The sequence below is a fragment of the Buchnera aphidicola (Taiwanaphis decaspermi) genome (assembly GCF_039405155.1).
Taxonomy (GTDB): Bacteria; Pseudomonadota; Gammaproteobacteria; order Enterobacterales; family Enterobacteriaceae; genus Buchnera_M; species Buchnera_M aphidicola_B.
On the sequence record NZ_CP135049.1, the window covers coordinates 47,059 to 69,132 of the forward strand.

Annotated in this window: 20 protein-coding genes, 3 tRNA genes and 1 other RNA gene; 12 read left to right on the forward strand and 12 right to left on the reverse strand. The window is 21.6% G+C overall.

Features of this window, described 5'->3' with window-relative positions:
• The first annotated feature begins 46 nt into the window (after positions 1-46).
• Positions 47-1,069, forward strand: coding sequence for a tRNA (adenosine(37)-N6)-threonylcarbamoyltransferase complex transferase subunit TsaD (gene tsaD, locus RJX39_RS00230; RefSeq protein WP_343192647.1), 1,023 nt, complete (start codon positions 47-49; stop codon positions 1,067-1,069).
• A gap of 168 nt (positions 1,070-1,237) precedes the next feature.
• Positions 1,238-2,473 (forward strand): hypothetical protein, encoded by a 1,236-nt coding sequence (locus RJX39_RS00235; RefSeq protein ID WP_343192648.1) that lies wholly within the window; start codon positions 1,238-1,240, stop codon positions 2,471-2,473.
• A gap of 55 nt (positions 2,474-2,528) precedes the next feature.
• Here RJX39_RS00235 and crr read toward each other — a convergent pair whose 3' ends face one another.
• The 3 genes from crr to RJX39_RS00250 form a co-directional block, all read right to left on the reverse strand.
• Entirely contained in the window at positions 2,529-3,032 is a 504-nt protein-coding gene (gene crr, locus RJX39_RS00240) for a PTS glucose transporter subunit IIA (RefSeq protein ID WP_343192649.1), read from the reverse strand.
• Positions 3,033-3,044: 12 nt separating this feature from the next.
• On the reverse strand, positions 3,045-4,772 hold the full coding sequence (gene ptsI, locus RJX39_RS00245; protein WP_343192650.1) for a phosphoenolpyruvate-protein phosphotransferase PtsI: 1,728 nt from the start codon (positions 4,770-4,772) through the stop codon (positions 3,045-3,047).
• A 93-nt stretch (positions 4,773-4,865) separates the two neighbouring features.
• Complete coding sequence (locus tag RJX39_RS00250) at positions 4,866-5,123, reverse strand: HPr family phosphocarrier protein (protein ID WP_343192651.1); 258 nt, start codon at positions 5,121-5,123, stop codon at positions 4,866-4,868.
• Between the two features lie 391 nt (positions 5,124-5,514).
• Between RJX39_RS00250 and ligA the strand changes: the two genes are divergently transcribed.
• Positions 5,515-7,485 (forward strand): NAD-dependent DNA ligase LigA, encoded by a 1,971-nt coding sequence (gene ligA / locus RJX39_RS00255; RefSeq protein ID WP_343192652.1) that lies wholly within the window; start codon positions 5,515-5,517, stop codon positions 7,483-7,485.
• 13 nt (positions 7,486-7,498) lie between these two features.
• On the opposite strand, the gene RJX39_RS00260 is transcribed toward ligA, so the two are convergent.
• A tRNA-Lys gene (locus RJX39_RS00260) sits at positions 7,499-7,571 on the reverse strand.
• A gap of 10 nt (positions 7,572-7,581) precedes the next feature.
• Positions 7,582-7,654: transfer RNA gene (locus RJX39_RS00265), tRNA-Val, on the reverse strand.
• Between the two features lie 122 nt (positions 7,655-7,776).
• On the opposite strand from RJX39_RS00265, the gene gltX reads away from it, so the two are divergent.
• Together gltX and RJX39_RS00275 are read left to right on the forward strand one after the other, a co-directional pair.
• The gene (gene gltX / locus RJX39_RS00270) at positions 7,777-9,180 is read left to right on the forward strand and encodes a glutamate--tRNA ligase (RefSeq protein WP_343192653.1); all 1,404 of its coding nucleotides are present in this window, start codon (positions 7,777-7,779) and stop codon (positions 9,178-9,180) included.
• Positions 9,181-9,234: 54 nt separating this feature from the next.
• Positions 9,235-9,307: transfer RNA gene (locus RJX39_RS00275), tRNA-Ala, on the forward strand.
• A gap of 56 nt (positions 9,308-9,363) precedes the next feature.
• Here RJX39_RS00275 and rpmG read toward each other — a convergent pair.
• The 3 genes from rpmG to ppa all read right to left on the reverse strand — a co-directional run bounded on the left by rpmG (position 9,364) and on the right by ppa (position 10,365).
• A complete protein-coding gene (gene rpmG, locus RJX39_RS00280) occupies positions 9,364-9,528 on the reverse strand; it encodes a 50S ribosomal protein L33 (RefSeq protein WP_343192654.1) in 165 nt (54 codons plus the stop codon).
• A gap of 35 nt (positions 9,529-9,563) precedes the next feature.
• Positions 9,564-9,773: a 50S ribosomal protein L28 gene (gene rpmB / locus RJX39_RS00285; RefSeq protein WP_343192655.1), complete on the reverse strand. Its 210-nt coding sequence runs from the start codon at positions 9,771-9,773 to the stop codon at positions 9,564-9,566.
• 61 nt (positions 9,774-9,834) lie between these two features.
• Entirely contained in the window at positions 9,835-10,365 is a 531-nt protein-coding gene (gene ppa / locus RJX39_RS00290) for an inorganic diphosphatase (protein ID WP_343192656.1), read from the reverse strand.
• Between the two features lie 176 nt (positions 10,366-10,541).
• On the opposite strand from ppa, the gene pmbA reads away from it, so the two are divergent.
• Positions 10,542-11,888, forward strand: a complete 1,347-nt coding sequence (pmbA, locus tag RJX39_RS00295; RefSeq protein WP_343192657.1) for a metalloprotease PmbA — start codon at positions 10,542-10,544, stop codon at positions 11,886-11,888.
• A gap of 16 nt (positions 11,889-11,904) precedes the next feature.
• Here the strand turns inward: pmbA and rnpB are convergent.
• Together rnpB and rsmI are read right to left on the reverse strand one after the other, a co-directional pair.
• Positions 11,905-12,265, reverse strand: an RNA gene (gene rnpB, locus RJX39_RS00300) — RNase P RNA component class A.
• A 24-nt stretch (positions 12,266-12,289) separates the two neighbouring features.
• The gene (gene rsmI / locus RJX39_RS00305) at positions 12,290-13,138 is read right to left on the reverse strand and encodes a 16S rRNA (cytidine(1402)-2'-O)-methyltransferase (protein ID WP_343192658.1); all 849 of its coding nucleotides are present in this window, start codon (positions 13,136-13,138) and stop codon (positions 12,290-12,292) included.
• 194 nt (positions 13,139-13,332) lie between these two features.
• On the opposite strand from rsmI, the gene RJX39_RS00310 reads away from it, so the two are divergent.
• The 6 genes from RJX39_RS00310 (at position 13,333) to dapE (ending at position 19,809) form a co-directional block, all read left to right on the forward strand.
• Complete coding sequence (locus tag RJX39_RS00310) at positions 13,333-13,920, forward strand: SIS domain-containing protein (RefSeq protein WP_343192659.1); 588 nt, start codon at positions 13,333-13,335, stop codon at positions 13,918-13,920.
• Between the two features lie 106 nt (positions 13,921-14,026).
• Positions 14,027-15,244 (forward strand): beta-ketoacyl synthase N-terminal-like domain-containing protein, encoded by a 1,218-nt coding sequence (locus RJX39_RS00315; RefSeq protein ID WP_343192660.1) that lies wholly within the window; start codon positions 14,027-14,029, stop codon positions 15,242-15,244.
• 335 nt (positions 15,245-15,579) lie between these two features.
• On the forward strand, positions 15,580-16,539 hold the full coding sequence (gene tal / locus RJX39_RS00320; protein WP_343192661.1) for a transaldolase: 960 nt from the start codon (positions 15,580-15,582) through the stop codon (positions 16,537-16,539).
• A 49-nt stretch (positions 16,540-16,588) separates the two neighbouring features.
• Entirely contained in the window at positions 16,589-18,577 is a 1,989-nt protein-coding gene (gene tkt, locus RJX39_RS00325) for a transketolase (RefSeq protein WP_343192662.1), read from the forward strand.
• A gap of 93 nt (positions 18,578-18,670) precedes the next feature.
• Positions 18,671-18,871, forward strand: a complete 201-nt coding sequence (locus RJX39_RS00330; RefSeq protein WP_343192663.1) for a hypothetical protein — start codon at positions 18,671-18,673, stop codon at positions 18,869-18,871.
• Positions 18,872-18,900: 29 nt separating this feature from the next.
• Positions 18,901-19,809, forward strand: a complete 909-nt coding sequence (gene dapE / locus RJX39_RS00335) for a succinyl-diaminopimelate desuccinylase (RefSeq protein ID WP_343192802.1) — start codon at positions 18,901-18,903, stop codon at positions 19,807-19,809.
• A gap of 125 nt (positions 19,810-19,934) precedes the next feature.
• Here dapE and dapA read toward each other — a convergent pair whose 3' ends face one another.
• A complete protein-coding gene (dapA, locus tag RJX39_RS00340) occupies positions 19,935-20,825 on the reverse strand; it encodes a 4-hydroxy-tetrahydrodipicolinate synthase (protein ID WP_343192664.1) in 891 nt (296 codons plus the stop codon).
• A gap of 123 nt (positions 20,826-20,948) precedes the next feature.
• The gene (aroC, locus tag RJX39_RS00345; RefSeq protein ID WP_343192665.1) at positions 20,949-22,010 is read right to left on the reverse strand and encodes a chorismate synthase; all 1,062 of its coding nucleotides are present in this window, start codon (positions 22,008-22,010) and stop codon (positions 20,949-20,951) included.
• Positions 22,011-22,074 lie beyond the last annotated feature (64 nt).

Here is a 22,074-nt window from a genome sequence, read left to right on the forward strand (position 1 = left end):
TAATTCATACATATAATTTTCTATTAAAAAATTAGGTATATAAATTTTGATAATATTAGGCATAGAAACATCTTGTGATGATACAAGTGTTGCTTTATATAAAGAAAAAAAAGGCATTATTTGTCAAGAATCATATAATCAAAGTTACATTCATAAAAAATATAAAGGTATAGTACCAAATTTAGCTTCTAAATATCATTTATTAAAAATAATTCCTTTGATAAAATATTTATTAAAAAAATCTAAAATATTAATTTCTAAAATAAATGCTATAGCTTATACAGCTGGGCCTGGATTAATTGGTTCTTTGTTAATAGGTTCCAGTGTAGCCAATGCTTTAGCACTATCTTTAAATATACCTGTTATCCCTATAAATCATATGGAAGGACATATTTTTTCTCCTTTTTTAAATAAAAAAAATCATTTAACTTATCCTTTTATATCTTTATTAGTATCAGGAAAACATACTAATTTAGTATTGATAAAAAAATTTAATAAATATAAAATATTAGGAAAATCATTAGATGATGCTGCAGGTGAAGTATTTGATAAAATTGCTACATTATTGGAAATACCATACCCAGGAGCTAAAAAGTTATCAATGTTAGCTAAAAAAAAATTAAATAACAAATTTGTTTTTCCTCAACCCATGTTAAATAAACCAGGTTTAAATTTTAGTTTTTCTGGACTTAAAACACATGTTACTAATGTTATTAAAAAAAATGAAAATAGTGATCAAATTAAAGCTAATATAGCTTTTGCATTTGAACATGCAATTGTTAATACTTTAACCATAAAATGCAAAAGAGCAATAGAGTCTACAGGAGTAACTAATCTATTAATTTCTGGAGGTTTTAGTAAAAATTTGTATTTAAGAAAAAAAATTAATCATATGATGAAATATTTTCCTAATTCTAAGATATATTATCCAGATTATGATTTATGTACTGATAACGGTTCTATGATAGCTTACGTTGGTTTTTTAAGATTTAAAATAGGAAAATATACTGTTCCTAATAATATTTTAGTTTTTCCTAAATTATCTATTGAAAAATGTGATCTAATTTAAATAAAAAATTTTATTAAATATTATTTTTGTTTTTGTTTTTATATGATAATTTAAAAGAATATAAATAATAATTTATTTTTTTATTAAATTATAAAATTAACATAGTTTTACTAAAGTTATGTCGAACAAATATTTTATAAAAAAAATATAAGGTTTTAAAAATATATATTGAAAATTTATCTAGTTGGAGGAGCAATAAGAAATAATTTGTTAAAATTACCCATAAAAGATAAAGATTGGGTTGTTGTAGGATCAAACATAAAAGTTATGTTAGATAAAAATTATCAACAAGTGGGTAAAGATTTTCCAGTGTTTATACACCCAAAAACTGGTGAAGAATATGCTTTAGCTAGAATTGACCAAAAAATAGGATTAGGTCACAAAGGATTTCGTACTAATTGTTCTTCTAAAGTTACTTTAAAAGAGGATTTGTTAAGAAGAGATATAACAATTAATGCAATAGCGCAAGATAGTAAAGGAAATTATATTGATCCATATAATGGAATAAATGACATTAATAAACGTGTTATTAAACATGTTTCGAAAGCATTTCAAGAAGATCCATTAAGAGTATTAAGAGTAGCTAGATTTGCAGCTTTTTTGTCGCATTTAGGATTTTATGTTTTTCATGAAACAATGATATTTATGAAAAAAATAGTAAATAATGGAGAAATAAAAAATATATCTATTGAAAGAATATGGAAAGAAACAGAAAAAGCTTTAAAATCTAAAAATCCTGAAATATATTTTGAAATATTATACAAATGTGGAGCTTTGTCAATATTGTTTCCTGAAATATATATATTATATAATATAAAACATCACAAACAAAATATTAATATAGGCAAAATGTCATTATTTTTGTTAAGTAAAATTTCTAAAATAACTAATAAAATAGATGTTAAATTTTCATCTTTTTTTTATTATATTAGCAAACAATTATATGAAAATAAAAATGTGGAAGAGTTAAAATATATTTACTCATATAATTTAGCTTTAAAAATATGCAAAAGATTGAAAATTCCTAAAAAAACAAAAAAATTAGTAATTTGTATTTCTAGATTCTCTGGTTTTATTAGTAATATTTATAAACAAACTTCTGAAGAAATTATTTCGTTTTTTAATATAATAGATGTATGGAGAAATCCAAAAATAATAAAAAAAATAGTTTTTTGTATAGATATATATCAAATTAAATATTTTTCGTACAAAAAAATATATTATAACCCTGCTACATATTTAAATAATTTATTTATTATTTCTAAAAAAATAAATATAACAAAAATATTAAAATTAGGGTTAAAAGGAATTAATATACGTAATGAAATAAATAGATTAAGAGTTAATATTATAGAAAAATGGAGGAATGATTATAAAAAAAATTTTTTAACAAATGTTAAATAAATTAATTATTTCATATTTTTTATAAAATAACGGCACCTCATGGCGCCGTGTTTTTCTATTTTTCTAAATACATAATAATACTCTTTCCAGATATTGTTTTTCCTTCAGATTTTTTTATTTTTTTTATTTTTTCTATATTTGATATTATTACTGGTGTAATTATTGATTTAGCTTTTTTGGATAATATTTTTAAATCGTATTCTATTATTAAATCTCCTTGTTTTACATTTTGTCCTTCTTTTGCTATACGATTAAATCCTAAACCATTCAATTTGACAGTATCTATACCAAAATGTACAAATATTTCTACACCTTCTGTTGATTTTATTGAAAAAGCATGATTTGTATTAAAAATTTTACCTATTTTACCATCACAAGGTGATACTATTCTTTTCCCTCTAGGAATTATGGCTATACCATCACCTACAATTTTATCAGAAAAAACTTTGTCTGGAACTTTTTCAATTTCTATTATTGTACCAGACAATGGTGAAATTATTTTTATAACTTTTGTTTTTTTTTGTCTTTTATTACCAAATAATTTAGAGAATAAACCCATAATATACTTTTCCTAATTATATTTTTGCATTTTTTTTTTATTTATTAATAACTTTTCAATATCTTTATATGTTGACAATTTTAATATTTCATTTGACAATTTTTTTGCTTGTTCAAATCTAGTGTTTCTGATAATTTTTTTTATTTCTGGTATATCCATAGCACTCATGCTAAATTCATCTAAACCCATACCTAATAACAAAATAGTTGCTTGTTTGTTACTTGCCAACTCTCCGCACATACTAGTCCATTTGCCTTCATTGTGCGCAGAATCAATTACTATTTTTATTAATTTTAATACAGCAGGATGCATGGAATTATATAAATGAGCTATTAGTTTGTTTCCTCTATCTACTGCTAAAGTATATTGAGTTAAATCATTAGTTCCTATACTAAAAAAATCAACTTCTTTTGCTAAATAATTTGAAATTATTGCAGATGAAGGCGTTTCTATCATAATACCTATTTGTATATTTTTATCAAAATATTTTTTTTCATGTGTTAATTGATTTTTTAGAATTTCAATTTCTTGTTTCAATATTTTAATTTCTTCAACAGATATTATCATAGGAAACATAATAGATAACTTTCCAAAATATGAAGCCCTTAAAATTGCTCTTAATTGTTTGTGTAAAATTTCTTTTTTATCTATAGAAATACGTATAGCTCTCCATCCTAAAAAAGGATTTTCTTCTTTTGGAAGATTCATGTAAGGTATATTTTTGTCTCCTCCTATATCAAGGGTTCTTATAATTACATGTTTATTCATCATTTTTTGTGCTACTTTTTTATATTCTTCAAATTGTTCATTTTCTGAAGGTAATTTTTTTTTTTTCATAAATAAAAATTCTGTACGATATAAACCTATGAATTCTGCTCCATGTTTTTTTGCATTTTTAACATCTCTAATATTACTAATATTAGCTCCAATTTTTATCTTATGACCATCTAAAGTAACAGCTGATAATTTTTTAATTTTAGACAAATTATATTTTTTTTTGTCAAATGTTCTTTTAATAATTTTATGTTTATTAATTAAATCGATTGTGGGATTTATATGAATTTTGTTATTAATACTATCTAATATTAAAAAATCACCTTTTTTTACTATTTTAGTTATATTTCCAGTTCCAACAATAGATGGTATTTCCATAGACTTAGCTATAATAGAAGTATGAGAAGTTTCTCCTCCAATATCTGTTATAATTCCTAGAATTTTTTTTATGTTAATTTCAGATGTTTCTGAAGGTGTTAGATCTTTAGCTACTAGAATTACTTTTTTTTGAATTTCATTTAAATTAATTATATCTAAACCCAGTAAATTTTTAAGAAGTCTTTTACCTATATCTCTTACATCTACAGCTCTATTTTTTAGATATTCATCTTTTAGCTCTTCTAACGCTTTAGCTTGACTTTCTATTACCATGTTTATTGCATAGTCAGCAGGAAATAATTTTTCTTTAATAATAGATATTATTTCTTGTTCTAATTCATCATCTTCTAATAACATTATATGACCTTCAAATATAGATGATTTTTTTTTTCCAAAAAGTTTATAAGTTTTTTTTTTAATAACATTTAATTGTTCAGAAGATTTAGCTCTAGCTAAAAAAAATTTTTTAATTTCTTTTTTTACATCATAAGTAGAGATTGATTTGTTATTTATATTAATTTTTTCTTCTTTAATTAAAAGAGCATTACCAAAAGCTATTCCGGGTGATGCTATAATTCCTGAAATCATAAGATAACCTTTATAAATTTTTTTAATAATATTAAATTAATATTTTTTGTTATATATCATTATTCTTTATAATTTAGTAATTAAAAAAAAATATTATTTTAAATTAGATATTATTTTCGCGAGGTGTTTTATTGCTTGTTTTTCATCTTCGCCATGTGCAGACAAAGTTATAATTTTTCCTTGTGTTAATTCTAAAGTTTGTAGTTTAAATAAACTTTTTGCATTAACTATTTTACCATCTGAAGATATTGTAATTTCTGATAAAAATTTTTTTGCTTCTTTTACAAGTTTTGCAGCAGGTCTAGTATGTAATCCATTTTTTGTTGTAATTTCTATTTTTTTTTTAAACATTTGTTTTTTCCATTTAATATATTTTATATAAAAATATTTTATAATTAATAATAAATTTTATGGTAACAATTATTTTCTGTTTATTGTTAATATAAAATATTTATTTTTATTGTAAAAAAAAAGATCAACTAAATTTTTTAATTTAATTTATATTTTTTATAAATATTAACATTATATGTAATGTTTAATATTTTATATAATTTTTTTATAAATATTTTTTTTTATTATTGAATTATATTTAAAACATTATAAAATGTATTGTGTTATAATAAATAAAAATATTAAATGTATGCAAAAATATATAAACTAACGATATTTATATAATAATAAAGGTTTAGTTTTTAAAAGGATTAAATTAATAATATGAAAAATATAAAAAAAAATTTTAAAATTGATATTAAAAATAAACTATCATAATTATTTATATTACTCAATAAATGATCCAGAAATTACAGATTATCAATATGATTTGCTTATAAATAAATTAAAATATTTAGAAAAAAAAAACCCAAATTTAAAACAAAAAAACTCACCTACTAAAAATATTGGAAATGGTATTTTTTTTAAAAAAAAAACATATAAACATTTATCTCCAATGTTTTCTTTAAATAATATATTTACATATAAAGAATATTTAAAATTTGTAATAAAAACAAAAAAAAAAATAAAAAAAAATAAAAAAAAAATAGAATTAATTTGCGAATTAAAAATAGATGGAGTTGCAATAAATTTAATTTATAAAGAAGGAGTTTTAATAAAAGCTTTAACAAGAGGAAATGGTATTTCAGGAGAAGATGTTACAAAAAATATATATAATATTAAATCTATACCAAAAGAAATAAATCACGAGAAAATACCTAAAAAAATAGAAGTTAGAGGTGAAATTTTTATAAATAAAAAAAATTTTAAATATATTAACAAAAAATTGTTAACAAATAAACATAAAGTTTTTTCTAGTGCTAGAAATGCAGCTTCTGGATCTATATTACAAAAAAACCCTAAAGTTACATACCAAAGAAAATTGATGTTTTTATGTCATGGTTATGGTTATTGGGAAAATAAAAAAAAACCTAAAAGTTATTTAAATGCAATGATGAAACTAAAATCTTGGGGTTTCCCGGTAGATAAAAATATTTGTTTATATAAAAATGACAAAAATATATATTCATATTATAATAAAATTAAAAAAAAAAGAAAAAAAATAAAATTTGATATAGATGGAATAGTAATTAAAATAAATTCAACAAAATTACAAAATAAAATTGGATATACATCTAAATTTCCTAAATGGGCTATTGCTTTTAAATTTCCTGCTGAAAAATGTGTTACTAAAGTTAAATATGTTAAATTCCAAGTTGGAAGAACAGGAGTTATAACACCTGTTGCTTATTTAAAAACTTGTTATATAGCTAATATTAAAATTAAAAAAGTTTCTTTATATAATTTAAATAAAATATCAAAATTAAATTTATATATTAATGATATTGTTATTATTAAAAGATCTTGTGATGTAATACCTAAAATTACAAAAGTAATAAAATCAAATAATAAAAATAAAAAAAAAATAAAAATACCTATTTATTGTCCTTCATGTAAATCAATATTAAAATATTCTTATAAAAAAACTACATATAGATGTTATGCATCTTTAATATGTAAAGATCAAATAAAAAAATCTTTAAATCATTTTGTTTCTAAAAACGCGTTTAACATAAATAATTTTGGTCCAAAATTGTCTAATTTTTTGATTGATAATAATTATATAAAAGATTTTTCTGATATTTTTAATTTAAATACCTATATATTAGAAAAAAATAGTTTTATTAGTCATAAAAAATCAAAAAAAATAATAAATTCTATAAAAAATTCAAAAAAAATTTTACTATACAAATTTATTTATTCTTTAGGAATAAGAAATATAGGAACTATTAATTCTTTAAATATATCTAATTATTTTAATAATATAAATAAAATAATTAATGTTTCATTAAAAGATTTATATAAAATTAAAAATATAGGTATTAAAACTGCTAATCGTTTTTATAGATTTATATATAATAAAAAAAATAGATTAATCATAAAAAAATTAATTAGCATGATTAAAATAATTTACTATAAATATGATAAAAAAAATTATTTTTATAATAAAAAAGTTTCAATAACAGGTATATTCGAAAATTATACTAGAAAATATTTAAAAAACTTTTTAATAAAATCAAAAGGTATATTTACAAATAATGTTTCGAAGAATACAGATGTTTTGTTAGTTGGAAAAAAATTTGGTTCTAAATTTTATATTGCAAAAAAATTAAATGTTAATATTATAAAAGAAAACAAACTAAAAAAAATATTAATTCAATAAATTTATTTTTTATTGGGTCGTGCAGGATTTGAACCTGCGACCAATTGATTAAAAGTCAACTGCTCTACCAACTGAGCTAACGACCCTTTTATTTTTTGGGTGATGACGGACTTGAACCGCCGACTTCCTCCGTGTAAAGGAGGAGCTCTACCAACTGAGCTAATCACCCAGATATAAAGTATAATAATACTATATATTAAATATAGCAAGATTTTTAATATTTTTTTTTTATTAAAAAATATGATAAATGTTTATTAAGAAAATAATAATTTTTTTAAAGAGGTATTTTTTATGAAAATAAGAACAAGATTTGCCCCAAGTCCCACAGGTTTATTACATATTGGTGGAGCAAGAACAGCTTTATTTTCATGGTTATTTGCTAAACATCACAAAGGAGAATTTATATTACGTATAGAAGATACTGATAATAATCGTTATAAAAAAAAATCAGTAAATGATATAATAGATGGATTAAAAATGTTAAGAATAAATTGGAACAAAGGTCCATATTTTCAAAGCAAAAATATAAATAAATATCTTTTAGCAGTAAAAAAACTAATTGATTCTGGCCATGCCTATAAATGTTACTGTTCTGAAAAAAGATTAAATAAATTACATGAAATGCAAAAAAAAAAGAAAATTATTAGAAAATATGATAAAAAATGTAGATACAAAAAAAAATATTATAAAAATAACAAATCTTATGTTGTTAGATTTAAAAATCCTAGTAAAGGCATAGTGAGTTTTTATGATATTATCAGAGGTAAAATTTCTATTAAAAACCGTCAATTAGATGATTTTATAATACTACGTTCAAATAAAACACCTACATATAATTTTTGTAATGTTATAGATGATATTGATATGAAAATAACTCATGTTATAAGAGGTGAAGAGCATATAAATAATACACATAAACAAATAAATATTTTTAAATCTATAAATTCAGAAATACCAATTTATGCTCATGTTTCTATGATTTTAGACAATAATAAAAAAAAAATATCTAAAAGAAATAATGCAAAAAGTATAACAGAATATTTGGACGAAGGTTATTTACCAGAATCTATAATAAATTATCTGGTTAGATTAGGTTGGTCTTATAAAAATAGAGAAATATTTAGTATTAAAGATTTAATTAATTTATTTTCATTAGAATTTTTAAATAAATCATCTAGTATTTTTGATATTAAGAAATTAAATTGGTTGAATAGGTATTATATTAAATCTTTACCTAATAAATATGTAAAAAAAAAATTAAAATTACATTTTTTAAAAAAAAATATTAATGTTACTTTAGGACCTAGTTTATCTAAAATAATTGAACTTTTTTTTGATAGATGCAATAATTTAAAAGAAATATGTGAATCATCTGTATATTTTTATAAAAATATAGATAAAAAGAAATATCAAAAAAATATAAATATAGATATAATAAAATCTTTAAATTTTTTAGAAAAAATTTACGAAAATTTAATAAATATAAAATTATGGAATGTCGAAAAATTGTCAGAAAATATCAAAAAATTTATTATAGATTACAATATAAAATTTAATGTTATAGGATTACCCTTAAGAATATCATTAACAGGTATGACATCGTCACCTAATATTTATAAAATTTTGTACATTATGGGTAAAAAAAAATCCTTGATAAGAATAAAAAAATTTATCAATTTTGTTAAAAGTATTTAATTTTTTAAAAAAAAATTGATATTTTTTTTTTTAACAATATAATTAATTTTGAAAGGGGCTATAGCTTAAATGGTAAAAGTATTTGCATGGCATGTAAATGATGATGGTTCAATTCCATCTAGCTCCATATTTTTTTTATTTTCTAAAAAATATTATAAATAAAATGTGTTTATATTATTTAATTTATTTTATTTTAGATTCTTCATAAACAACATGTTTTCTTAATATTGGATCGTATTTTTTTAATATTAATTTATTATTGTTGTTTTTGTTTTTTGTAGTAGTGTAGTAATGTTTACTTCCAGATGATGAAATCATTTTAATTTTTTTTCTATTTTTTTTTGCCATAAAAAATATCTCTTTTTATTGTAAAGTTTAGTTTATTAAAAAATTATGTTTTCTATTCCTTTTTTATTAATTAAACGTAATCCCTTTTTTGATAATTTCATTTTAACAAATTTTTTTTCGTTATTTAACCAAATTTTGTGCCAATGTATGTTGGCTAAAAATCTTTTTTTATTTTTATTCATTGCATGAGATCTTTTGTTACCAACCATAGATTTCTTTCCTGTTAATTCACATATTTTTGACATATTATTATTTATATTCCTTATAATAAAGTTATTATTTTTTTTTGATATAAAATAGAAAAAGTTACTTTTTTTTATATCTTTTTATAGATTGCAATATTTCTTGCTTAGCTTCTTCTTTGCTACCCCAACTATCTATTTTAACCCATTTGTTTTTTTCTAATTTTTTATAATTTTTAAAAAAATGAGTTATTTTATTTTTCAAAATTAATGATATATCTTGTATATCATGAATAAAGTTAAATTCTTTAGTAACGCTTTTATCTGGAACTGCAATTATCTTTAAATCTACACCTGATTCGTCAGTCATTTTTAAAACTCCAATAGGTCTACACAAAATAACAGTTCCTATATGCAATGGATATTGAGTAGGTACTAAAATATCTAGTGGGTCTCCATCTAATGACAACGTTTTATTGATAAAACCATAATTACAAGGATAGAACATAGAAGTTGGTATAATCCTGTCAACAAATATTGAATTATTTGTTTTATCCATTTCATATTTTATAGGATAACTATTAGATGAAATTTCTATGATTGCATATACACTATCAGGTATTTTTTTTCCAATGGGTATTTTTTTTAAATGCATTTTTTTTCACTATAAAATAATAATTGAATAAATATTTCCAAAATATATTACATAAATATAATATTTTGATATAATAATTTTAATTTTATTAATATATAACTTAAAATTAGTTAAATGTAAAATTCATTTAATTTTTTTACTAACAAATATAATTTAAAAATTTTGAGATAAAAAAAATGATAAATTTTTCAAATAAAATAAATAATAATTATGATTTTTTAGAACAAGCTATTCATCAAGGTTTAACTTTTTCTAAAAATAAAGTAGATGATATAGAAATTACTATTATAAAAAATATTGGTATAAATGTTAACACAAGATTTAAAAAAATATTAAATATAGAATTTAACAATGATTTATCTTTTTTTGTAACTGTTTTTTTAAAAAACAGCAAAGGATCAGCAATGTCAACAGATTTAAATATCAAATCTATAAAAGATACTATAAATTATGCAATAAATATTGCTAAATATACTTCAAGAGATAAATATAATAAATTACCTGACAAATCTTTTTTAGCTTTTAAAAAAAAAAGATTGAAAATATTTTATCCATGGTATTTTGATGTAAATTATGCTGTTAATTTAACTAAATCGACTGAAGATTATGCTTTAAAATATGATAAGAAAATTGTAAATACAGAAGGAGCAAACTTTAGCGCTAACAATTTAGTTAAATTTTTTGCTAATAGTTCAGGTATGCTTAATTATTATAATAATACTAATTACTTTTTATCTAATAGTGTAATAGCAAAAGATTCATCTGGAATGCAAACAGATTACTATTACTCATCAAGTAGAAACATATTAGATTTAGAATCAGCTAAAAATGTTGGAATTAAAAGTTCTAAAAAAGCTATATCTAAATTATCACCTAGAAAAATTAAAACTATGAAATATCCTGTGATTTTTTCTTCAGATATATCTTATACTTTATTTTCTCATTTATCACAAGCAATATATGGGGAAAATGTTTATTCTAATTCTACTTTTTTAATTAATAAATTAAATAAAAAAATTTTTCCAAAATGGTTAAGTATATATGAAAAACCACATATAAATAAAGGCTTAGGATCTATCCCTTTTGATAACGAAGGAGTTTATACTAAAAATATCAATATTATAAATAAAGGAGTTTTAAGTACCTGGTTATTAGACAATTATTCAGCTAACAAATTAAATTTATTTACTACTGGACATTCTGGTGGTATAAGTAATTGGTTAGTTAAAAGTTCAAAAAAAATTAGTTTTAAAAATTTGTTGTATAAAATGAATGAAGGTTTATTAATAACGGATCTTATAGGAGAGAGTGTTAATATAGTTAACGGAGATTATTCTCGTGGTGCTTCTGGTTTTTTTGTAAAAAATGGAAAAATAATGTTTCCTGTACACGAAATAACAATATCTGACAATTTAATTAATATATTCAATAATATTTTTGATATGTCTAATGATTTTAATACTAATAAAAAAATAATATCAGGTTCAATATTAATTAAAGAAATAAATGTTTCTGGATATTAATTATTTATTAAAAAAATATAATAGTTGACCTATAAGCCGGATTCTGTTTTTGACAATCATTTATCTAGACTAATAATTACTTATTAGTTCAAGCAGCTTACCCTGGTTTTAGTATGAGCTATACATTAAAAAAAACCTTTACTTAGCTTTGCTCCTAGTAGAGTTTACATTGCCACTTTATTGTTACCAATAAGTGCGGTGCGCTTTTACCGCTCCTTTTCACCCTTACCTAAATTATAAAATTATAAAATTGGCGGTTTTTTTTCTGTTGCACTATTCGTGAGTTTACACTCCCCAGAAGTTATCTGGTACTATGCTCTATGGAGTCCGGACTTTCCTCTTTTTTATCATTAAAAAGCGATTGTCTGGTCAACTATATATTTATCATTATAACATGATATTTATTTTTTTTCATTTTTTATATTATATTTATAGAGTATTTTTTTTTGTATTTTAAATATTTTAGAAATAATTTTAATAGCTTTTTTATTACCAACAAAATCTTTTAAAACAGATATACTTTCGATAATTTGAGTTGTTAATTTTTTATTTTTTTTATTTCTATTTCCTTCGATAACAATAACTATTTCACCCTTTTGATATAATTTATTTTTCTTTATTAATTTTAACATATTTTCACTACTTGATCCTATTATAGATTCCCATTTTTTTGTAATTTCTCTAGCTATAACTAATTGTCTTTTTTTTCCTATTTTTTTTGTAATATCTTCTAATGTTTTTATAATTCTTTTTGGAGATTCATATAAAATTATTGTTCTTGTTTCATATTTTAATTTTTTAAGTGTTTTATTTTTTTTAGATTTTGATTTTGGTAAAAAACCTTCATAACAAAATTTATTAGTTTTTATTCCTGAAGATATTAATGCACTTATAGCTGCACATGCACCTGGTATAGGAATTATTTTGATATTGTTTTTTTTGCAATATTTTACTAATGAATAACCTGGGTCATTTATTAAAGGTGTACCAGCATTAGATACAATGGCTACACTATTACCTGTTTTTAATTTTTTGAATATTTTTTTTTCTTTTGATATTTTTATAATTTTATTTTTGATATTATAATTTTTTAATAATATACTTGTGTGTTTAATATTTTCTACAGCAATTATGTTTACATTTTTTAATATTTTTACAGCTCTATATGATATATCTTCTAAATTTCCAATTGGTGTTGAAACTATATATAATGTTTTTGATAAAATTATTTCTTCGTATTTTTTTTTCATATTTTTTATAATTAATGTTAAATTATTTTTTGTATACAATTATTTTATATATTATATAATGAATAATTTATTTAATAATAAAATATAATATATTTTACTTTAAAATATTATTTTAATTATATTTAATATATTTTATAAAATATTGATTTTATTTAAAATATATACATTAAATTTATAAAAATTAAGGTTACATAGTGCAAGAAAAAATAAAATCGTTTTTTTATAAAAACATTAAATTACAAAAAATAGTTCTTAAAAATATTTCTAAAAAAATTTGTAATGCAAATAATGTTTTTGTTAATTCTTTATTGAAAGGTAATAAAATAATAACTTGCGGTAATGGCATATCAGCAGCAATAGCACAACAATTTACTACAAGAATGATGAATAGTTTTGAAAATAATAGACCTAGTTTACCATCCATATCTATTAATACTGATAATATTTTAATGAGTGCAATAAATAATGAAGGATTACATGAAGAGATTTATGCTAAACAAATTAAGGCTTTAGGTAATCATGGTGATGTTTTGTTTATTATATCTACAAAAATAAATAATAGAGATATTATTAAAGCAATAGAGATATCTGTAAATTTAGGCATTAATATAGTTGTTTTGAATAGTTGTAACTCTAGAGTATTAAAAAAAATATTAGGAGTTAAAGATATAGAAATATGTATTCCTTCACATTCTACATCTAGAGTTAATGAATTACATACAATAATTGTTAATTGTTTATGTAATCTTATTGATTACACATTGTTTCCATGTAAAAAATAATATATTTAGATATTTTAATAAAAATTATTATTCTTAATGTAAAAAAAACATTTATTATAAAAAATTGTTATTTATTTAAAAAAAAATTGTTTTAATAGAGGTTTTAGTGAGAAGAGTAGTAATTACTGGAATAGGTATTTTATCTAGTATAGGTAATAATAAAATAGAAGTATTAAAATCTTTAATAAATAGTAATTCAGGAATAGTTTTTTATCCTTCTTTCATGAAAAAAGGTATGAAAAGTCAAGTTTGTGGCAATATTAAAATTGACAATAAAATTAAAATTCCTAATAAAATAAAAAGATTTATGAGTAAATCTGCATTTTATGCATATATTTCTATGAGACAAGCCATATTAGATTCTGGTTTAGATAAATCAATGTATTCTAAAAATGAAAGAGTTGGAATCATAGTAAGTTCATCTTCTGGATCTCCACACTTTTATTACAAAGGAATAAAAAATTTTAATAAAAAAAACAAAAAAAAAATAAGCCCTTATATTTTAACTAAAGCAATGTCTTCAAACATATCTGCTTGTTTATCTACTTTTTTTAATATTTATGGAATTAGTTATTCTATATCATCTGCTTGTTCTACATCTGCTAATTGCATTGGTCATAGTTTTGAGCAAATTAAAAATAACAAACAAGATATTTTATTTGCCGGTGGAGGTGAAGAAATAAGTTGGGAATTAGCATCTCAATTTGATTCTATGAATTCTCTATCTAGAAATTATAATAACTATCCTCATATTTCTTCTCGTAGCTATGATACTAAAAGAGATGGTTTTGTAATTTCAGGAGGTAGTGGAATTATAGTTTTAGAAGAGCTAAATCATGCTATAGAAAGAAAAGCTAAAATATATGCTGAACTAGTTAGCTACTCATCTAATTCAGATGGTTATCATATGGTAATCCCTTCTTTCAAAGGAATTGCAAGATGTATAAAAAATGCTATAAAAAAAGTCAAAATCCCCATTGATTACATAAACACTCACGCTGCTTCTACTAAACTAGGTGACATAGTAGAATTAAAAGCTATAAAAAAAGTATTTAAAAAAAAGATACCTTATATTTCTTCAACTAAATCTATTACAGGTCATTCTTTAGGGGTATCTGGTGTTCATGAACTTATTTATAGTATATTAATGTTAAATAATAATTTTATATCTCCTAGTATTAATATAAAAAACATAGATCTGTTTGCAAAAAAAATGAACATTGTTACTAAAATAAAAAAAAAAAAAATTAATACTATTCTTTCTAATAGTTTAGGTTTTGGAGGTTCCAATGTTGCTTTAATAATAAAAAAATATATTTCTTAATTTATAAATTTAATATATTTTTTATATAAAACGTTTTGTTTTAGAATAAATAATATATAAATATTTTTATATGAAAATATTTATTTAATATATTTTAAAAATTTGTATTTCTTTTTTAAGAGTAAACAAATTAATGTTAAATAAAATTTATATTTTATTTTTGTGTAATTCATGCAATAAATTTTACATATATTTGTTTGTATTATATAATTTTGCTAAAAAAAATACTTTAAATATTTATAAATAAATATTATTAGATTATTATGTGATATAAATAATTTTAATTAATTTAAATATAATATATTTTATATAAAAAAATATTTAGAGGTTTTCAAATGAATCAATTAAATATGTTAAAAAAAATGACTGATGTAGTTATAGATACAGGTGATATTGAATTGATTAAAAAATATTGTCCACAAGATGCTACTACTAATCCTTCTCTGATATTAAATTCTTTAAACTCACCTTTTTATAAAAGAATAATAAATAATGCTATTAAACACGTGATAAATAAAAATATGAGTTATGAAGATAAAATTATCAATGCAAGTGATAAACTTATAGTAAATGTTGGTTTGGAAATATTAAAAATTATAAAAGGAAAAGTATCCACAGAAATTGACGCTAGATTATCTTTCAATACTGATATGTCTGTTAAAAGAGCTAGAAATATAATTAGTTTATATGAAGATAGCAATATTTCTAGATCTAGAGTGTTAATAAAATTAGCTGCAACATGGGAAGGAATACAAGCAGCTAAAATATTAAGAGAAGAAAAAATAAAGTGTAATTTGACTTTATTATTTTCTTTTGCTCAAGCTAAAGCATGTGCACAATCTAAAGTTTTTTTAATTTCACCTTTTGTTGGACGTGTTTATGATTGGTATTTGTATAAAAAATTAATAAAAAAAGATATTAGTTATTCAGATCCAGGAGTTCTATTTATAAAAAAGATATACAATTTTTATAAAAAACACAATTACAAAACGATTATAATGGGAGCTAGTTTTAGAAATGTAAACCAAATATTATCTTTAGCTGGATGTGATAAACTAACAATTTCTCCTGTTTTATTCGAAGAATTAAAAAACAAAAATTTTGAAGTAATAAAAAAACTTAAAAATAAATATAAAAATAAAAATCATAAAAAACCATCATTTATTTCAGAATCCATGTTTAGATATGAACATAATGAAGACGCTATGGCTGTAGAAAAACTTTCAGAAGGAATAAGGCAATTTTCTATGGATCAAATTAAACTAGAAAAGTTTTTAATATCCAATTTTAACTAAAATATTATTTATATAAAAATGTTTATTTTTTTTGAGGATTAATAAAACAATGATATCACGTAAAAAGTTAGCTAACGCTATACGTATTTTAAGTATTGATGCTATACAAAAAGCAAATTCTGGTCATCCAGGAGCTCCAATGGGTATGGCAGACATTGCAGAAGTACTGTGGCGTGATTTTTTAAAACATAATCCTAGAAATCCCTATTGGGATAACCGTGATAGATTTATATTATCTAATGGTCATGGGTCGATGTTATTATATAGTATTTTACACCTTTCTGGATATAATATATCTATGAAAGATTTAATGAATTTTAGACAAATTAATTCTCATACTCCTGGTCATCCTGAATATAATTTATCTTTAGGGATAGAAACTACAACAGGTCCTTTAGGACAAGGATTAGGAATTGGAGTTGGGATGGCAATTGCAGAAAAAATTTTAAGCAATTATTTTAATAGGGGGATATATAAAATAATCGATCATTATACCTGGGTTTTTGTAGGAGATGGTTGTTTGATGGAGGGTATTTCGCATGAAGTATGTTCTCTTGCTGGTACTTTGAAATTAAAGAAACTAATAGTTTTATATGATAGTAATAACATTTCTATTGATGGTAATGTAAATCAGTGGTTCACTGATGATACTATTAAAAGATTTGAAAGTTACAATTGGAATGTAATTAAAAATGTAAATGGTCATGATTATAAAAATATAATAATGTCAATAAACAAAGCAAAAAAATCAAGTAAACCTTGTCTTATTATTTTTAAAACAATTATTGGTTTTGGATCTCCTAATAAATCAAATAGTTCAGAAGTACATGGTTCTCCATTAGGAGATAAAGAAATAATGCTAACTCGTAAAAAGTTAAAATGGAAATACCCTAGTTTTTTTATTCCAAAAAAAATATATAAATTGTGGGATGCTAAAAAAAAAGGTTATTTGCTAGAAAAAAAATGGAAAAAGTTGTTTGATAAATATCAACAAAAATATCCTGATTTAGCAAAAGAATACCAACGTCGTATAAATCATGAACTTCCTAAAAATTGGGAAAAACCAATAAATAAATATATTTATGAGTCTGCTAATAATTTAAAAAAAATATCTACCAGAAAATCGTCTCAAAATATAATCGAAATATTAGGCAATGTTTTTCCTGAATTAATAGGAGGTTCTGCTGATTTATCTCCTAGTAATTTAACTACATGGTCTGGATCTATTCCTATTACAAAAAATTTTTCAGGAAACTATATACATTATGGTGTTAGAGAATTTGGTATGACAGCTATTTCTAACGGAATTTCTCAACATGGTGGATTCATACCATACAGTTCTACATTTTTAATGTTTGTAGAATATGCAAAAAATGCTGTTCGTATGTCATCTTTAATGAAAACACATCAAATATTCGTATATACTCATGATTCTATAGGATTGGGAGAAGATGGTCCTACTCATCAACCGATAGAACAATTATCATCTTTAAGATTAACTCCTAAATTAAATATTTGGCGTCCTTCCGACCAAATAGAAACAGCAATAGCTTGGAAAACAGCTATTAATAATAAGTTACCTACAGCAATAGTCTTATCAAGACAAGATTTAGAACCAATTAACAGAAATGATAGACAAATTATGGAAATTTATAGAGGTGGTTACGTAATTAAAGATTGTTTATCTAAACCAGATATTATATTAATATCCACAGGTTCTGAGTTACATGTTACATTATTATCTTCTATAAAACTTAACAATTTAGGTTATCAAGTACGAGTAGTATCTATGCCATCTACAGATATATTTGATAAACAAGATTATGAATATAAAGAATATGTTCTGCCTAAATCAGTAAAAAAAAGAATAGCTGTAGAAGCAGGAATATCTAATTTTTGGTATAAATATGTTGGTCTTGAAGGATATGTAATTGGTATTGATACTTTTGGTGATTCAGCTCCAGCAAATATTTTATTTAAAAAATTTGGTTTTACTGTAAAAAATATAGTTAAAAAATCTTTAGATATATTAAAATAATTTTTTATAAAAAAATTATTATTTTTTTGTAAAAAAATAATAATTAAATTTTTTTAAATTAAAAATTTTTAATTTTATAACAAAGAGAAAAATATGATTGATGAAATAATAGAACTATCTAAAAAATTGATTTCTATACCATCTGTAACCCCAAATGATATGGGTTGCCAAAAAATTATTAACAGATATTTATCTTCTATAGGTTTTGTTGTAAAAAAGATAAATTTTAACAAAACAAATAATTTGTATGCTTTTCATGGAAATAATAAAAAAAAAAACATTTATCTTTTTTAGGACATACAGATGTAGTAGATCCTGGTGATATTAAGAAATGGTTAACAGATCCATTCATTCCTACTATTAAAAAAAAAAAAATTTATGGTAGAGGATCAGTTGACATGAAAGGTTCTATTGCATGCATGTTAGTAGCAGCAAAAAAATTTGTAAGTAAATATCCAAATCATAATAATTTTTTTTCTTTTATAATAACTTCAGACGAAGAAGGAACAGGTAAAGATGGAACCATTAAAATAATAAAATATTTGTTATCTAAAAAAGAAAAAATAGATTATTGTATAGTTGGAGAACCTTCTAGTGAATTTATTATAGGAGATACAATAAAAAATGGACGAAGAGGTTCATTGAACATAATTTTAAAAATAAAAGGAGTACAAGGACATATAGCTTATCCTAATTTAGCTAAAAATCCTATACATTTATCTATTCCTTTTCTTCATAAGTTGATTTCTCATGTGTGGGAAAAAAATAATACATTATTTACTAACACTGAATTACAAATATCTAACGTAAATTCTGATAATGATGTTTTTAATATAATACCAAATTACTGCAAAATAAAATTTAATATAAGATTTAGTAAAAATTTAAGTAAAAAAAAAATAAAAAAAATAATTATAAAATTTTTAGATTATTTTAAATTAAATTATGAATTGAAAATTTATTTATCTAGTGAACCTTTTTTAACTAAAAAAAATAATTTAACAAAAATAGTTAGTAACGTTATTAAAAAATGTCAAAATATTTATCCTAGAATATCAACTAATGGTGGTACTTCTGATGGTAGATTCGTTTCTAATTTGATGAGTTCTGAAGTAATAGAATTAGGATTAATTAATAAAAATATACATAAAATTAATGAATGCGTAAAAATTAAAGATTTAAAAAAATTATGTATTTTATATTATGAAATTATAAAAAAGATTTGCTATTAAAAATAATTTTTATTTTTAAAAAACTAATTATATTTTAATAAATTAATATTTATATTATTAATTTCAGAGTATCGTTTAGATACTCTGTTACCATTATTTTAAAAATATATTTTTTAATGTTGTTTCTAGTAGAAATTTTTATTCAAACGAGCTTTTGATATTGCTTTATCAATTAACGAAAAATTTTTTTTTGATAAAGATGTCATCGGTAATCTTAAAATATTTTTTTTAATTAATTTTAATTTTTTAGCTGCCCATTTTATTGGTATAGGATTTGATTCTATAAATAAATATTTATGCAAATTAATTAATCTTTTATTAATTTTTCTAGCTTCAACAAATTTATTACATAAGGCTAATTTACACATTTTAGACATTTCATAAGCAGCTATATTTGCAGTAACTGATATAACTCCTTGTCCTCCTAATTGAATAAAATCTAATGCAGTAGAGTCGTCACCACTAATTAATAAAAAATTTTTTTTTACAAAAGGTTTTATTTTGTTTATTCTTGATAAATCTCCTGTAGCATCTTTTATCCCTATAATATTTTTAACATGAGATAATTTTATTATTGTTTCTTCACTTAAATCACAACCTGTTCTTGTAGGTACATTATATAATATTTGAGGTAAACAAGTGTTTTCTGCAATTAATTTAAAATGTTTATATAAACCTTTTTGTGTAGGTTTGTTGTAATATGGTACTACACTTAAACATGCAGAAATACCAGAATTTTCAAGTTTTTTAGTTAATAATATACATTCATAAGTTGCATTAGATCCAGTTCCAGCTATAACCGATATTTTGTTATCTGAAATTTCTAAAGTTAACATAATTACTTTAATATGTTCTTTTTGACTTAAAGTAGATGATTCCCCGGTAGTTCCTACAGAAACAATAGCTGATGTTCCATTTTTAATATGATAATTAATTATTTTTTTTAAACTTTTTTTACAAATATTTCCTTTTTCATCCATTGGTGTTATTAAAGCAACTATACTTCCTTTAAACATTTTATCCTCTATTGCAAATAAAAATTATTTGTATATTATTCAAAAAAATATTTTAATTAATTTTTTTTTTGATAAATTGATATACATATTTAATTATAGATTTTAATTTATAAATAATTATCTTTATTTTGAACATTGAGCTTTGTTTCTTAAAATATGATCCATTATTACTATTGCTATCATAGATTCTGCTATGGGAACTGCTCTAATACCAACACAAGGATCATGTCTTCCTTTTGTAGAAACAATAACTTCTTCATTTTTAGTATTAATAGTTTTTCCAGGTATGGATATACTAGAAGTAGGTTTTAAAGCTATACTTGTTAATATTTTGTCTCCGTTACTTATTCCTCCTAAAATACCTCCGGAGTGATTGCTCATAAAACCTGATTTATCTATTTCATCTTTATTATAACTTCCTTTTTTATTTATTACTTTAAACCCGTCACCTATTTCTACTCCTTTAACTGCATTAATACTCATTAAAGCATGAGATAAATCAGCATCTAGTTTATCAAACACTGGTTCTCCTAAACCAATTGGTACATTATATGCAATAGTATTTATTCTTGCTCCAATAGAATCTCCTTCTTTTTTTAGTTTTTTAATTAAATTTATTAATTTTTTTACATCTTTTTTATTAGGGCAAAAAAAATCATTTTTTTTTACTTCTTTCCATGATTCAAAATCACATTTTATATTTCCCATTTGTGCTAAATAACCTTTTATGGTTATTCCGTAAATATCATATAAATATTTTTTAGCTAAAGCTCCTGCAGCTACTCTTGCTACAGTTTCTCTAGCTGAAGATCTTCCTCCTCCTCTGTAATCTCTGATACCATATTTGTAATAATAAGTATAATCAGCATGACCTGGTCTGAAAATATTTTTTATTTTTTCATAATCTTTACTTCTATATTCTATATTTTTAACCATTAAAGATATACTTGTACCTGTCGTTAATCCTTTGAATATACCGGATAATATTTTTATTTTATCTGGTTCTCTTCGTTGTGTTGTATATCGTGATTTTCCTGGTTTTCTTTTGTTTAATTCATGTTGTATATATTCTTTTTTTATTGGAAATCCTGGAGGCATGCCATCTATTGTGCATCCTATATATTTTCCATGTGATTCTCCAAAAGTGGTAACAGTAAATATTTTTCCTAATGTATTTCCAGCCATTTTTTACCTCATCAAATTATGTTAAAAATTTTTTATATTTTTATAATAAAATATATGTATTTAT

What these genes read in the sequence shown, in the direction of transcription:
- dapA (WP_343192664.1), bottom strand. Translation starts at nt 20,825, where the DNA reads ATGTTTAAAGGAAGTATAGTTGCTTTAATAACACCAATGGATGAAAAA.
- ppa (WP_343192656.1), bottom strand. Translation starts at nt 10,365, where the DNA reads ATGCATTTAAAAAAAATACCCATTGGAAAAAAAATACCTGATAGTGTA.
- pmbA (WP_343192657.1), top strand. Translation starts at nt 10,542, where the DNA reads ATGATAAATTTTTCAAATAAAATAAATAATAATTATGATTTTTTAGAA.
- tal (WP_343192661.1), top strand. Translation starts at nt 15,580, where the DNA reads ATGAATCAATTAAATATGTTAAAAAAAATGACTGATGTAGTTATAGAT.
- RJX39_RS00250 (WP_343192651.1), bottom strand. Translation starts at nt 5,123, where the DNA reads ATGTTTAAAAAAAAAATAGAAATTACAACAAAAAATGGATTACATACT.
- rpmG (WP_343192654.1), bottom strand. Translation starts at nt 9,528, where the DNA reads ATGGCAAAAAAAAATAGAAAAAAAATTAAAATGATTTCATCATCTGGA.
- rpmB (WP_343192655.1), bottom strand. Translation starts at nt 9,773, where the DNA reads ATGTCAAAAATATGTGAATTAACAGGAAAGAAATCTATGGTTGGTAAC.
- rsmI (WP_343192658.1), bottom strand. Translation starts at nt 13,138, where the DNA reads ATGAAAAAAAAATACGAAGAAATAATTTTATCAAAAACATTATATATA.
- RJX39_RS00330 (WP_343192663.1), top strand. Translation starts at nt 18,671, where the DNA reads ATGATTGATGAAATAATAGAACTATCTAAAAAATTGATTTCTATACCA.
- tkt (WP_343192662.1), top strand. Translation starts at nt 16,589, where the DNA reads ATGATATCACGTAAAAAGTTAGCTAACGCTATACGTATTTTAAGTATT.
- gltX (WP_343192653.1), top strand. Translation starts at nt 7,777, where the DNA reads ATGAAAATAAGAACAAGATTTGCCCCAAGTCCCACAGGTTTATTACAT.
- aroC (WP_343192665.1), bottom strand. Translation starts at nt 22,010, where the DNA reads ATGGCTGGAAATACATTAGGAAAAATATTTACTGTTACCACTTTTGGA.
- crr (WP_343192649.1), bottom strand. Translation starts at nt 3,032, where the DNA reads ATGGGTTTATTCTCTAAATTATTTGGTAATAAAAGACAAAAAAAAACA.
- ptsI (WP_343192650.1), bottom strand. Translation starts at nt 4,772, where the DNA reads ATGATTTCAGGAATTATAGCATCACCCGGAATAGCTTTTGGTAATGCT.